General features: G+C 62.4%; 10 protein-coding genes. All 10 read right to left on the bottom strand.

What is annotated here, in order from left to right; all coding sequences use genetic code 11:
- Nucleotides 1-63: 63 nt before the first annotated feature.
- The gene (gene pyc / locus ABVK50_RS23470; RefSeq protein ID WP_353644294.1) at nucleotides 64-3522 is read right to left on the bottom strand and encodes a pyruvate carboxylase; all 3459 of its coding nucleotides are present in this window, start codon (nucleotides 3520-3522) and stop codon (nucleotides 64-66) included.
- A 146-nt stretch (nucleotides 3523-3668) separates the two neighbouring features.
- A complete protein-coding gene (locus tag ABVK50_RS23465) occupies nucleotides 3669-4784 on the bottom strand; it encodes a branched-chain amino acid ABC transporter substrate-binding protein (protein WP_353644295.1) in 1116 nt (371 codons plus the stop codon).
- A 146-nt stretch (nucleotides 4785-4930) separates the two neighbouring features.
- A complete protein-coding gene (locus ABVK50_RS23460) occupies nucleotides 4931-5278 on the bottom strand; it encodes a DUF6867 family protein (RefSeq protein WP_353644296.1) in 348 nt (115 codons plus the stop codon).
- A gap of 89 nt (nucleotides 5279-5367) precedes the next feature.
- Complete coding sequence (locus ABVK50_RS23455) at nucleotides 5368-6096, bottom strand: ABC transporter ATP-binding protein (protein WP_353644297.1); 729 nt, start codon at nucleotides 6094-6096, stop codon at nucleotides 5368-5370.
- A complete protein-coding gene (locus tag ABVK50_RS23450; protein ID WP_353644298.1) occupies nucleotides 6096-7466 on the bottom strand; it encodes an ATP-binding cassette domain-containing protein in 1371 nt (456 codons plus the stop codon). Before ABVK50_RS23450 ends, ABVK50_RS23455 begins: the two co-directional genes overlap by 1 nt.
- A 17-nt stretch (nucleotides 7467-7483) precedes the next feature.
- Nucleotides 7484-8878, bottom strand: a complete 1395-nt coding sequence (gene livM, locus ABVK50_RS23445) for a high-affinity branched-chain amino acid ABC transporter permease LivM (RefSeq protein WP_353644299.1) — start codon at nucleotides 8876-8878, stop codon at nucleotides 7484-7486.
- 4 nt (nucleotides 8879-8882) lie between these two features.
- Nucleotides 8883-9785: a branched-chain amino acid ABC transporter permease LivH gene (locus tag ABVK50_RS23440; protein WP_353644300.1), complete on the bottom strand. Its 903-nt coding sequence runs from the start codon at nucleotides 9783-9785 to the stop codon at nucleotides 8883-8885.
- A 334-nt stretch (nucleotides 9786-10119) separates the two neighbouring features.
- The gene (locus ABVK50_RS23435; RefSeq protein ID WP_353644301.1) at nucleotides 10120-11121 is read right to left on the bottom strand and encodes a 4-hydroxyproline epimerase; all 1002 of its coding nucleotides are present in this window, start codon (nucleotides 11119-11121) and stop codon (nucleotides 10120-10122) included.
- A 9-nt stretch (nucleotides 11122-11130) separates the two neighbouring features.
- Nucleotides 11131-12390: an FAD-dependent oxidoreductase gene (locus ABVK50_RS23430; RefSeq protein ID WP_353644302.1), complete on the bottom strand. Its 1260-nt coding sequence runs from the start codon at nucleotides 12388-12390 to the stop codon at nucleotides 11131-11133.
- Nucleotides 12391-12584: 194 nt separating this feature from the next.
- Entirely contained in the window at nucleotides 12585-13478 is an 894-nt protein-coding gene (locus tag ABVK50_RS23425; protein WP_353644303.1) for a dihydrodipicolinate synthase family protein, read from the bottom strand.
- Nucleotides 13479-13533 lie beyond the last annotated feature (55 nt).

Here is a 13533-nt window from a genome sequence, read left to right as displayed (position 1 = left end):
TAGGGCTGAGTCAACCCGAAGGTGTGGTCAAATGTTGGGCCAGGGGAAAGAGGGCGCCGACCCCTACCCGAACAGCACCAGCAGATCCTTGGCGTCGATCTGGTCGCCTGCCTTGACCAGGACTTCGGCGATCGTGCCGTCGCGTTCGGCGTGGAGCGCGGTTTCCATCTTCATGGCCTCAATAGACAGGAGCACGTCTCCGGCCTTCACTGCCTGTCCCGTCGCCACTGCAAGGGCCGAAACCACACCCGGCATCGGCGCGCCGACATGAGCGTCATTGCCTGGCTCGGCCTTGCGCCGTGCCCTGGTCGCCGATGCGCCATGGGCGCGGTCCGGCACCTTTATGCGCCGCGGCTGGCCGTTGAGTTCGAAGAAAACGGTGACCATGCCCTTGTCGTCGACCTCGCCGATGGCGAAGCAGCGGATCACCAGCGTCTTGCCCTTCTCGATGTCGACGAAGATCTCGTCCTGCGGCTTCATCCCGTAGAAATAAACCGGCGTCGGCAACACGCTGACGGGGCCGTAAGTCTCCTGTGCGCCGCAGAAGTCGGAAAACACTTTCGGGTACATCAGCCACGAGGCGAACTCGTATTCGCTGAGCTGACGCTCCAGCCTGTCCTCGATCTCCTTGCGGCTTGCCTTCAAATCGGCGGCTTTGAGCAGCGAGCCCGGCCGCACGGTGATCGGCTTCTCACCTTTCAGCGCCTTCTTCTGCAGGGCGGCGGGCCAGCCTCCGGGCGACTGGCCGAGATCGCCGCGCAGCATGGAGACGACCGAATCCGGGAAAGCAATGTCCCTGGCCGGGTTCTCGACATCGGCCACCGTCAGGTCCTGGCTGACCATCATCAGCGCCATATCGCCCACGACCTTCGAGGAGGGCGTGACCTTGACGATGTCGCCGAACATCAGGTTGACGTCGTGATAGGCCTGCGCCACCTCGTGCCAGCGGGTCTCCAGCCCAAGCGAACGCGCCTGTTCCTTCAGATTGGTGAACTGGCCGCCGGGCATTTCGTGCAGGTAGACTTCCGAAGCCGGTCCCTTCAGATCGCTCTCGAAGGCCGCATACTGGTTGCGCACCGCTTCCCAGTAGAAGGAGATGCGCCGGATCCATTCGGGATCGAGCCCGGGATCGCGCTCGTCGCCTTTCAGCGCCTCGACGATCGAGCCCAGGCAGGGCTGTGAAGTGTTGCCCGAGAGAGCATCCATCGCCGCGTCGACGGCATCGACGCCCGCCTCGACTGCGGCAAGCACCGTCGCCGCCGACAGGCCCGACGTGTCATGCGTGTGGAAATGCAGCGGCAGCGGGGTTGCGTCGCGCAGCGCCTTGAACAGCGCCTTGGCCGCAGCAGGCTTCAACAGCCCGGCCATGTCCTTGACTGCGATGATATTGGCGCCGGCGGCCTCAAGCTCCTTGGCCAGGCCGACATAGTATTTCAGGTCGTATTTGGCGCGGGCCGGGTCGAGTATGTCGCCGGTGTAGCAGATCGCCGCCTCGCAAAGCTTGCCTTCCGCGCGTACCGCATCCATGGCGACGCGCATGTTTTCGACCCAGTTCAGACAATCGAACACCCGGAACAGATCGATGCCGCCCCTGGCCGCCTGGCTGACGAAGTGCTGCACCACATTGTCGGGATAGTTGGTGTAGCCGACGCCGTTGGCGCCGCGCAGCAGCATCTGAAGCAGAAGGTTGGGGGCAGCCTCGCGCACGAGTGAAAGCCGTTCCCACGGGTCCTCGGTCAGGAAGCGCATGGCAACGTCGAACGTCGCGCCGCCCCAGCATTCGAGCGAGAACAATTGCGGCAGCGCCCGCGCGTAGGTTCCGGCGATGCGGGCAATGTCATAGGTGCGCATGCGGGTGGCGAGCAGCGATTGGTGGCCGTCGCGCATGGTCGTATCGGTGACCAGGACGCGGCTTTGCTCCCTCATCCACTCCGCGAATTTTTCCGGTCCGAGCATATCGAAGCGCTGCTTGGTTCCGCTCGGAATCGTGCCGTTGAGATAGGGAACGACGGGGGCAGCGGCGTCCGCCTTGGGCAGCGGCCGGCCGCGCGTTTCGGGATGGCCGTTGACCGTTACATCGGCCAGATAGTTGAGCAGCTTCGTCGCCCGATCCTGCCGCTTAACCTGCGCGAACAGTTCCGGTGTCGTGTCGATGAACTTGGTCGTGTAGGAATTGTCGTGAAAACTCGGATGCGCGATGATCGCCTCGAGGAAGGTGAGGTTGGTCGCTACCCCGCGGATGCGGAACTCACGCAGGGCGCGGTGCATTCGCGCGATCGCTTCCTGCGGCGTCGGCGCCCAGGCCGTCACCTTTTCCAGCAGCGGATCGTAGAAGCGGGTAATGACCGCGCCGGAATAGGCGGTGCCGCCATCCAGCCGGATACCAAAGCCGGTGGCGCCGCGATAGGCGGTGATGCGGCCGTAATCCGGGATGAAGTTCTGCTCGGGATCTTCCGTGGTGATGCGGCACTGCAGGGCGTGACCGTTCAGCCTGATCTCGTCCTGCGCCGGCACGCCCGATTCCGGCGTGCCGATTGCGAAGCCGTCGAGAATGTGGATCTGCGCCTTGACGATGTCGATGCCGGTCACCTGTTCGGTGACGGTGTGTTCGACCTGGATGCGCGGGTTGACCTCGATGAAGTAGAATTTGCCGGTGTCGGCGTCCATCAGGAACTCGACCGTTCCGGCGCCGATATAGTCGGTCTCGCGCGCGATCTTCAGCGCGTAGCCGCACAGCTCCTCGCGCTGCGCTGCGTCGAGATAGGGAGCCGGCGCGCGCTCGACGACCTTCTGGTTGCGGCGCTGGATCGAGCAGTCGCGCTCGAACAGGTGTACGGCGTTGCCGTGCGTATCGCCGAGGATCTGCACCTCGACATGGCGGGCGCGCTCGATCAGTTTTTCGAGATAGACCTCGTCCTTGCCAAAGGCGGCCCTGGCCTCGCGTTTGCCTTCCGTCACTTCGCGGGCAAGGTCGGCTTCCGAGCGGATGGCGCGCATGCCGCGCCCGCCGCCACCCCACGATGCCTTCAGCATCACCGGGTAGCCGATCTTTTCGGCGAGCTTCTTCACCTCCGCAATGTTGTCGGGCAGTGGCTCCGTCGCCGGCACCACAGGCACGTCGACTTCGATGGCGAGATTGCGCGCCGCCACCTTGTTGCCCAGCCGCCGCATGGTCTCTGGCTTCGGGCCGATAAATACCAGCCCGTTCTCGGCGCAAGCTTCCGCGAACTCCGGGCTTTCGGAGAGCAGGCCGTAGCCGGGATGGATCGCGTCCGCCCCGGAGAGTTTCGCGACCCGGATGACCTCCTCAATCGAAAGATAGCTTTCGATCGGCCCCATGTCCTTTGCGAGGTGCGGTCCTCGCCCGACCTGGTAGGATTCGTCTGCCTTGAAACGGTGCAGCGAATATTTGTCCTCTTCCGCCCAGATAGCCACGGTTTTCAGGCCGAGCTCATTGGCGGCCCGGAAAACCCGGATGGCGATTTCGGAACGGTTGGCGACGAGGATCTTGGCTATGGGCACGGGCGCACTCCGGAAGGAAGCTACGTCTCCTGCTTATCGCCAAAATGGTGCAGTGCAAACTTTTGTTTCCGTCACGCCGTGCCGCACGCAACAAAAAATGCCCGGCGCAAGCGCCGGGCATCTCTTACAGGATGTGCCTTGTCGGCTTACATTTCGAAGTAGTTGTACTTGCCGTCGTCACCCTTCTTCCATTCGTACATCACGTAGTCCGGACGGGTGATGTCGCCCTTCTCGTCGAAGCCGATCTCGCCGATAGCGGTCGTGAACGGGCCATTGGCCTTGGCTGCTTCTGCGACCTTCATGGGATCGTTCTCGCCGGCTGCCTTGGCGGCATCGGCGATGATCTGCACGGCGGCGTAGGAGTAGAGCGTGTAGGCTTCCGGTTCGAAACCGGCAGCGCGGAACTTCTCGACGAGTTCCTTCGCGTTCGGGTTCTTGCGCGGATCGGGCGCGAACGTCATCAGCGTGCCGTCGACCGCGTCGCCTGCGATGGAAGCGAGCTCGTTCGACACGATGCCGTCGCCCGACATAAAGGTAGCGTCCAGCCCCTGGTCGGCCAGCTGGCGCATGATCAGGCCGGCTTCGGTGTGCAGGCCGCCCCAGTAAACGACGGTGACACCGGCTTCCTTCATCTTGGCTATCAGCGCCGAGAAGTCCTTGTCGCCGACATTGACGCCTTCATACATGGCTTCAGTGACGCCGGCGGCGTTGGCTGCCTTCTTGGTCTCGTCCGCAAGGCCCTGGCCGTAAGGAGTCTTGTCGTGGATGATGGCGACCTTGGCGTCCTTGAAGTTGGCGGCGAGATAGTCGCCGGCAACCTTGCCCTGCTGATCGTCGCGACCGCAGGTGCGGAAGGTGTTCCACAGGCCGCGTTCGGTGAATTGCGGGTTGGTCGAGGCAGGCGTGATCTGCATGATGCCGTTTTCGGCATAGACTTCCGACGCGGGGATCGAGACGCCGGAGTTGAAGTGACCGACAACAAACTTGACGCCATCGGCAACGAACTTGTTGGCAACCGAAATACCCTGCTTCGGATCGGAGACGTCGTCGCCGACGACGACCTTGATCTGCTCGCCGTTAATGCCTCCCGCGGCATTGATGTCGGCGGCCGCCTGCTCGGCGCCCTTCTGGAGCTGAGCGCCGAAAGCGGCATTCGGGCCAGTGATCGGGCCGGCGACGCCGATGATGATGTCCGCCCACGCGCTGCCGCTGAACGCCACGAGGGCGGTCAGTGCAACAGCGGACAAAAGTGACTTTTTCATTGAAACACTCCCATTAGCTGAGCGGGCTGGATGAAGCTTTCATGCGATGCCCACCCATATCGCAGAAAGCGCTACTTTGCCGATTTTCAGGCGCTTGTCACGCCGATTCACCTCGGCAGAGAGTTACGTCTTGTTCATGATTAAGCTTAACCTTTCGGCTTCCAACTCAGCAGCGATGCCCGCTCGTATAGCCAGTGATACTGCGTCACCATCTGGTTGGTGCGCGTGTATTGGTAGCCAAGAATACCGATAATCAGCAGAACGATTGCGTCGACGATGTAGTAGTGCAGGCTGAACATCGTGCCGTCGAAGAGGGCATGATGAATAAAGCGCACAGCGATGCCGAGCAGCAGGAGATACATGACGAGAGCGGGCATCGGCCGCCAGGTCTGGGCGCAGGCCCTGCCGGTCATCCAGGCCGCCCAGCCGCCGAGCAGACAGGTGACGAAGAAGAACTGCCAGACCGAAGGTTCCTCGTAGAGAATTCCCTGCATTTTCGCCAACCTCCAGACAGCCTTGGGCGCTGTCCATCTTTCTGTTTTCAGTTAGCTGCGGAAGGCGCTTTCCGCCCCCGCAACATCGTCTAGTGCCGCCCGCCCTCGAGATAGGCTGCCCGCACGTCCGGATTTGCGAGAAGCTCCGCGCCGGAACCGCTGAGCGTAACGTTGCCGTTGACCATGACGTAGCCGCGATTGGCGAGCTTCAAGGCACCGAACGCGTTCTGCTCGACCAGGAACACGGTCAATCCCTCGGTCTTGTTGAGTTCACGGATCGCGTCGAAAATCTGCTTCACGATCAGCGGCGCCAGCCCGAGCGATGGCTCATCGAGCAGCAGTAGCTTGGGCCTGGCCATCAGGGCGCGGCCGATCGACAGCATCTGCTGCTCGCCGCCCGAAAGCGTGCCGCCGCGCTGGGCGATGCGCTCCTTGAGGCGCGGAAACAGCGTGAACACCTTCTCCGCGTCCTCGTTGAAAAACTTCAGATTGTCGAGGCTCGCACCCATCTGGAGGTTTTCCATGACGGTCATGCGCGGAAAGATGCGCCGCCCTTCCGGCGATTGCGCAATACGCATGCGTGCTATCTCGTGGGTCGGCATCTCCGTGATGTCAGTCCCGGAGAAGGTGATCCTGCCGGACCGCGCCCGCGGGCTGCCGAAAATCGTCATCATCAGCGTCGACTTGCCGGCGCCGTTGGCGCCGATCAAGGCGACGATCTCGCCCTCGGTGACCGACACGTTGACACCGTTCAGCGCGCGGATATTGCCATAGTAGGTCTGCACGCCCTCGACCTGCAGCAACGCTTTCGTAGCCATTAGCGACTTTCTCCGCGCTTTCCGGTTGCAGGCTTGGCGGCTGCGGGTTTGGCGGCGGTCCGGGCAAGCTTCCTGGCCTGGCCGACCCAATCCTCGCGTGCTATGCGTCCGTCAAAGGCCAGATAGGCTTCGACAGCTTCTATGTCGGCCTTCTTCCATGCCGCGATCTGGTCGAAATGGAAGATGCCGTGTTCGTTGAGCTTCTTTTCGTTCACGGGGCCGATGCCCTTGATCAGCACCAGCCTGTCGGCGACGCCGCCGCGCGGCGCGGGGAGCGTGTTGGCGACGGTCCTGGTTTTAGGAGCCGACGGTTTCGCCTTGGCGGCTGCTGGCTTTGCGGCCGCGGCTTTTGCCTTGGCGCGCGCTTCGCGATCGTCCACCTGCTGCGCCTTGGACGCGCGTTTGGAGACGGTGATGCGTTCGCCTTGATCGTCGCTGTGGCCGATCGTGTCTGATACCGCGCCGGCCATCATCGAAGACGAATCCGCCGGGCCGTGTTCCCTGTCCGGCTCGGCGTCGAACTGCTCGATGACCTGCTCGTCGCCGACCTCGATCAGCACCTCCTCGACTTCCTCGTCCTCGACGCCGAGATAGGCGGCAATGACGCGAGGGTCGCTTTTCACGAAATCGGGATTGCCGTCGGAAATTTTGCGGCCGTATTCGAGCACGACCACGTGGTCGGAAATCTGCATGACCACCGACATGTCGTGCTCGATCAAAAGGATCGACGTGCCGGTGGTGTCCTTGATGTCCATCAGCAGCGCGTTGAGTGCATGCGATTCCCTCGGGTTGAGGCCGGCTGCCGGCTCGTCCAGGCACAGAAGCTCCGGGCCGGTGCACATTGCGCGGGCGATCTCCAGACGCCGCTGCGCACCATAGGGCAGGTCGCCGGCGGGATCGTCGGCGCGGTCGATGAGATTGGCCTTTTCCAGCCAAAATTTGGCAACTTCGATGGATTCGGCCGACGCCCGGCGGTAGCCGCTGAAGCCCAATAGGCCGAGCACCGTATAGCCTGATGCCAGCATCAATTTATTGTGCTGCGCCACCAGCAGGTTCTCCAGAAGCGTCATGCCCGAAAACAGGCGGATGTTCTGGAACGTGCGCGCCACCTTGGCCTTGGCCGTGATCTCGTGGCCGGGCATGCGTTCGAGCAGGAATTGCTGGCCGCTCCTGCCGGCCAGCCGGATCATGCCTTCGGTCGGCTTGTAGAAGCCGGTGATGCAGTTGAAGACCGTGGTCTTTCCGGCCCCGTTGGGGCCGATCAGCGCGGTGATGTCGCCGCGCCGAGCCTCGAAGGACAGGTCGCCGATCGCGACCAACCCGCCGAATTTCATCGACAAATGCTCGACCGCAAGAATCGAAGTGTTCATGGACGGTTCCGAATTCATCAGCCGTGTCCTTCCTTGGTGAAGGAACCGGCAACGGCCTTGCTCTTGTGCAGGAAGGCCGTGGGTTCGCGGCTGCCGACGAAGCCGCGCGGCTTCCATATCATGACGATGACCATCGCCATTCCAAAGAGCAGCATTCGGTAAAGTTCGGGTGTGAAATCAGGACCGAATATCATCTTGAGGAATTGCATCTCGCGCAGGATCTCGGTGCCGCCGATCATCACCAACGCCGCTACGGCGATGCCGGGCAGCGAGCCCATGCCGCCGAGAACGACGATGGCCAGGATGATCGCCGATTCCAGGAAGATGAAGGATTCGGGACTGACGAAGCCCTGCCGCGCGGCGAAGAACGAGCCGGCGAAGCCTCCGAACATGGCGCCGATGGCGAAGGCGGTGAGCTTGGTGTTGGTGGTGTTGATGCCCAGCGAGCGGCAGGCGATCTCGTCCTCGCGCAAGGCTTCCCACGCCCGACCGACCGGCATGCGGCGCAGCCTGATGGTGACGAAGGCGGTAAGCAGCGCCAGCAACAGGATGAGATAGTAGAGGAAAATCTTGTAGTAGGCGCCCGATTGGGCGATGTCGAACACTTTGGCGATGTAATTGTCGTCCGACACGTTGAACGAGATCAGACCGAAGAACGAGACTTTCGGGATGCCGGAAATGCCGGCCGAGCCGTTGGTCACCTCGCGCCAATTGATCAGCACGAGGCGGATGATCTCGCCGAAGGCGAGCGTCACAATGGCGAGGTAGTCGCCGCGCAGGCGCAGCACCGGAAAACCGAGAATGACGCCCCAGAACGCCGCCATGGCGCCGGCGGCCGGCAGCAGGATCCAGAACGACCAGCCGAATTCGGTCCCGAGCAGCGCGTAGGAATAGGCGCCGACGGCGTAGAAGGCGACGTAACCGAGGTCGAGCAGACCGGCGAGACCGACGACGATGTTCAGGCCCCAGGCGAGCATTACATAGATCAGGATCTGGATGCCGAAATTATCGACCCATTTCAGCGAGCCCTGGAAGCCGAAGAACAGGACGATCACTACCGGATAGAGGAACAGCCCGACGATGGAGAGATTGATGAGGTTCCGGCGGAGATAGCTCGGCTCGGCGGCGATGACGGGAACGGCCTTGCCCTTCGTCCGCCTGCGCTCCTCGATCGCGGGGCTGACGAAGGCGACATAGAGGAAGCGCCCGATCATGGTCAACGCGACGACGATGGCCAGCAGGCCCCAGCGCTGGACGATGATCAGTTCGTTGCGGATGTTCTGGTCGGTCTTCAATCCGACCAGAAGGACGAACAGGCCGAAGGAGATCGCGCCGGCATAGAGCGCCTCGCGGATTGCCCGAGGAAAGGGGCTTCCCGCCTCGACGCGGTTTGTGGAAACGGCTTGCACCATGATGTCAGACCTTTTCCACTTCGGGCCGGCCGAGAATGCCCGACGGCAGGAAGATCAGCACGATGGCGAGGATCGAGAACGCCGCCACATCTTTGTAATCGATGGAGAAATAGGCCGACCACATCGATTCTATGAAGCCGATCATCAGCCCGCCAAGCACGGCGCCGGGGATGGAGCCGATGCCGCCAAGCACCGCGGCCGTGAACGCCTTGACGCCCGGAACGAAGCCGTCTGAGAACACCACGACGCCGTAATACATGAGGTAGAGCGTGCCAGCGACGGCCGCCAACGAGGCGCCCATGATGAAGGTGATCGAGATGGTGCGGTCGACGTCGATGCCGAGCAGGGCGGCCATCTTGCGGTCCTGCTCGCAGGCTCTCTGGGCGCGGCCCAGCGCCGTCTTGTTGACCAGGTACCAGAAGATGGCGAGCAGCGCGATGGTGACGACGACGATGACGATCTGCTTCTGCGAAACCGAGATGCCGAAAATGTTGTAGACTTTGGAGATCATCGGCGGGATCGGCTTGTTGCGCGGGCCCTGGGTGACCTGCACGAAGTTCGACAGCACGATCGACATGCCGATCGCCGTGATCAGCGGCGCCAGCCGGAACGAGCCGCGCAGCGGCCGGTAAGCGACCTTCTCGATCGTCCAGTTGTAGAGGCTGGTGGTCAGCATCGCCACGATCATCATGACCAGCAGGAACAGCACCACCGGCAGCGAATAGAAGACGGCGGTCAGGACCAGGAAGACGATCAGCGCTACGAACGACCCGATCATGAAGATGTCGCCATGGGCGAAATTGATCATGCCGATGATGCCGTAGACCATCGTATAGCCGATCGCGATCAGCCCATAGATCGATCCCAGCGTCAGCCCGTTGACAAGCTGCTGGACGAAATATTCCATATTTAAACGGCTCCCCTGGAACGTCGCCACGTGGACGCGTTCCTTTTCTTGCTTTCCCCTAGTCCTAAAGTTTCGAGCCCGGATTGCAACGTCATTTTGCAGCGGGTCCGCCCTTCAAGCCCCTGCCCAAACTGCTTGCGTTGTTTCTGGCTCAAGGTCGCTGGACTAGGCGGCAAGCTATCATTGGCCCAACGCAATGTCTTTGACGAATCCGGAGATTCTTTTTCCTCAAATCGAAGAATCCGGTGCGGTGTGTCCCTGATACAAGGTTTTGTTGCGTCCGGCGTATCGGACTCATTTGGCCGGAGAAGCGCAGGCAAGGCATTTCCGCCGCTCATCTGACGACAAATCCGTGCGCGAACGGATCGCGGTCGTCGATGAAAATGGTGTTCAGTCCGGTCATGCGCGCCCAGCCCCCGATCGACGGGATGATCGCGCTTTTCCCGCCCATTTCCGTTTCGCTCTCCACCCGCCCCTTGAACAGCGAGCCGATGATCGATTCATGGACGAAGTCGTCGCCAACCTTCAACCTGCCCTTGGCATGGAGCTGCGCCATGCGCGCCGAGGTGCCGGTGCCGCAGGGCGAGCGGTCGATGGCCTTGTCGCCGTAGAACACAGCGTTGCGCGCATGCGCGTCCGGATGCTTCGGCGCGCCGGTCCACAATATGTGCGACAGCCTGTTGATGCTTGGATTTTCGGGATGCACGAAGGAGTATTGTTCGTTCAGGCGCTCGCGGAGCACCGGGCTCCAGGCGATGAGGTCGCCGGCCGAGTGGTCGTCCATGTCGCGATAATTCTCCTGCGGCTCGACGATCGCATAGAAATTGCCGCCATAGGCGACATCGACCTTGAGAGATCCGAGAACCGGGCATTCAACGGCGAGGCCTTCCGCGTAGAGGAACGACGGTACGTTGGTGATGCGCACCTCCTCGACATATTCGCCGACCTGCTTGTACTCGGCAATCACCAGGCCCGCAGGCGTATCGAGGCGCAACACGCCGGGTTTTCGCGGTCGCACGAGACCGTGCTCGATCGCCATTGTGACCGTGCCGATGGTGCCGTGGCCGCACATTGGCAGGCAGCCTGAAGTTTCGATGAACAGGATGGCGAGGTCGCAATCGTCGCGCGTCGGCGGGTAGAGAATCGAGCCGGACATCACGTCATGGCCGCGCGGCTCGAACATAAGGCCGGTCCGGATCCAGTCGTATTCGGCGAGGAAATGCGCCCGCCGCTCCATCATGGTCGCGCCCTTCAGCAACGGACCGCCGCCGGCGACCAGCCGCACCGGATTACCGCATGTGTGCCCGTCGATGCAGAAAAATGAATGCCGCGCCATTGAATGCCTTCAGAATCGCTGTGCGGAAAATGGTGAAAGGTCGATTGCCGGAGCCTGCCCCGAAAGCAGATCGCGGATCAAGCTTGCTGTGGCGGCGGCCTGAGTCAGGCCGAGATGACCGTGGCCGAAGGCATAGTGAACGTTGCGGTGGTGCCTGGGTCCGCCGATCACCGGCAGCGAATCCGGCAGCGATGGCCGGAACCCCATCCATTCGCGCCCACCGCGGGTGTCGAGCCCGGGCAGGAATTTTTTGGCTTTCTCGAGCATCGCCTTCGAGCGGGCATAGTTGGGCGGGCGGCGCAGGCCGCCGAGTTCGACCGCCCCGCCGATGCGAAGACCGGTGGCGAGCGGCGTGATGACAAAACCCTGACCGGAAAAGATGAGCTGACGCTTTACGTCGAATGCGTCGACCGGCAGGGTGGTGTTGTAGCCGCGCTCTGTTTCCAGCGGAATGCGGTCGCCGAGCTGCCGTGCCAGCAAATGCGACCATGCGCCCGCCGCGAGCACCAGATGGCCGGCATTCAGCGTGCGGCCGTCGCGAAGCTGGACGACGATGCCGCCTTTCGACGGCATGACGAGCCCGACATCGCCTTTAACGAAGGTCGCGCCCTTCTCCTCCGCATAGCGCCAGATCGCCTTGCCGAGAAGCTTGGGATCGGCGACGGTCTTCCAGACCGGAACGAAGGTGCCGCGGACGAGCCGGCCCGACAGGCCGGGCTGAAAGGCGGCAAGTTCATGCTGCCTGAGATGCCGGTATTCTATGCCGAAGCGGTCGCGGGCTGCCCAGCCGGGCAGCGATGCCTCGAATTCGGCTTTGCTCTCATAAAGTTCGAGCGAGCCGTCCTCGCGCAGCATGTCCTTTGTCGCCGACCGCGCCATCAGCCCGGCCCATTCGGCTTCGGCGAGCTTCATCATCGCAGCCTGCGCCTTGAGGCCGCCTTCGTATCTGTCCGCCGCGCCGGCGCGCCAGAAGCGCACCAGCCACGGCAGAAGTTTCGGCAGATAAGCGGGCGGAATGGAAAGCGGCCCGAGCGGGTCCATGAGCCATTTCGGGACTTGCCCGAGCATGCCCTTATGGGCCAGCGGCAGCACGTCGGAAAATGCCAGGGCGGCGGCGTTGCCCGAACTCGTCTCCTCGCAAATGCCGGTGCGGTCGTAGACGGTGACGCGCCGCCCGGCTTCGGCGAGATAGGCGGCAATGCAGACGCCGATAATGCCGCCGCCGATGATGGCGATGGTGTCTGATTTCGTCGCTGGCTCAGCCATCATGCTTGGAGCGATCTGAACAAATGTAACCTCCCCGTAAAGAACGGGGAGAGGGGAGCGTCGGCGCTGGAGCTTCTCCCTCCTCCCCGTCTCTTACGGGGAGAAGGTGTCGGCAGGCGGATGAGGGGCAGCGCCAAACCAGTGAAGCTGCTTCGCCTCGACCAAAGACCATGCCGTTCGACAAAGTACCAGCTTTCTCAAAACCTCGGCAGCGCCGGCCGGACGGCGAGCGCGTCCTTGACGATCTTCTCCACGGTCGCGCGGCGCTCGCCCGAGAGCGGAAGGCGCGGCATGCGCACGCGGTCGTTGGTGGCGATCGCATGCACTTCGGCAAGCTTGATGTTCTGGACCAGATAGGTCGAGACGTCGAGGTCGAGCAGCGGCCGGAACCAGCGATAGATCGACAGCGCCTCTTCCCGCCGGCCCTGCTTCATCAATTGATAAATGGCCACGGTTTCGCGCGGGAAGGCGGTGACCAGACCGGCGACCCAACCGATGGCGCCGACGGACAGCGCCTCGAAAGCCAGATTGTCCACACCGGTGAAAAGGTCGAAACGGCCGCCGAAGCGGTTGATGATCTCGGTCGAGCGGCGAATGTCGTCGGACGATTCCTTGACCGCAACGAATAGCGGATCGGACGCGAGCTCCTCCATCACGTCAACGGTAACGTCGACGCGGTAGGCGAGGCGGTTGGAGTAGATCATCACCGGCAGGCCGCCGGCTGCGGCCACTGCCTTCAGCGTCGCCACTGTTTCCTGCGGATTGGTGTGGTAGATCGGGCTCGGCACCACCATCAGGCCGTCGGCGCCGGCCTTTGCCGCCCGCCTGGCAAGCGTAGCGCCATCGCGCGTTGCGGCCTCATTGACGGTCATCAGCACCGGCTTTCCGCCGGCGACCTTCTTCGCCGTCGCCATCACCTCGAGCTTCTCGTCATGCGAAAGCATCGGGCCTTCGCCGAGCGAGCCCGCGACGATGATGCCGTCGCAGCCGGCCTCCATCTGCAGCGCGAAGCAGCGCTCCATCTCGGCGTGGTCGAGGCGGTCTTCCTCGGTGAATTTGGTGGTGACTGCTGGGAATACCCCGGTCCACATAGCTCTTCTCCATCAGATATATCAGTGATATATCTCTAGGCCGAAGACTCTGTCA

The organism is Mesorhizobium sp. WSM2240, from assembly GCF_040438645.1.
GTDB lineage: Bacteria > Pseudomonadota > Alphaproteobacteria > Rhizobiales > Rhizobiaceae > Allomesorhizobium.
The sequence above is the reverse complement of the archived record's forward strand: the minus strand, read 5'-3'. Positions and strand labels throughout refer to the sequence as shown.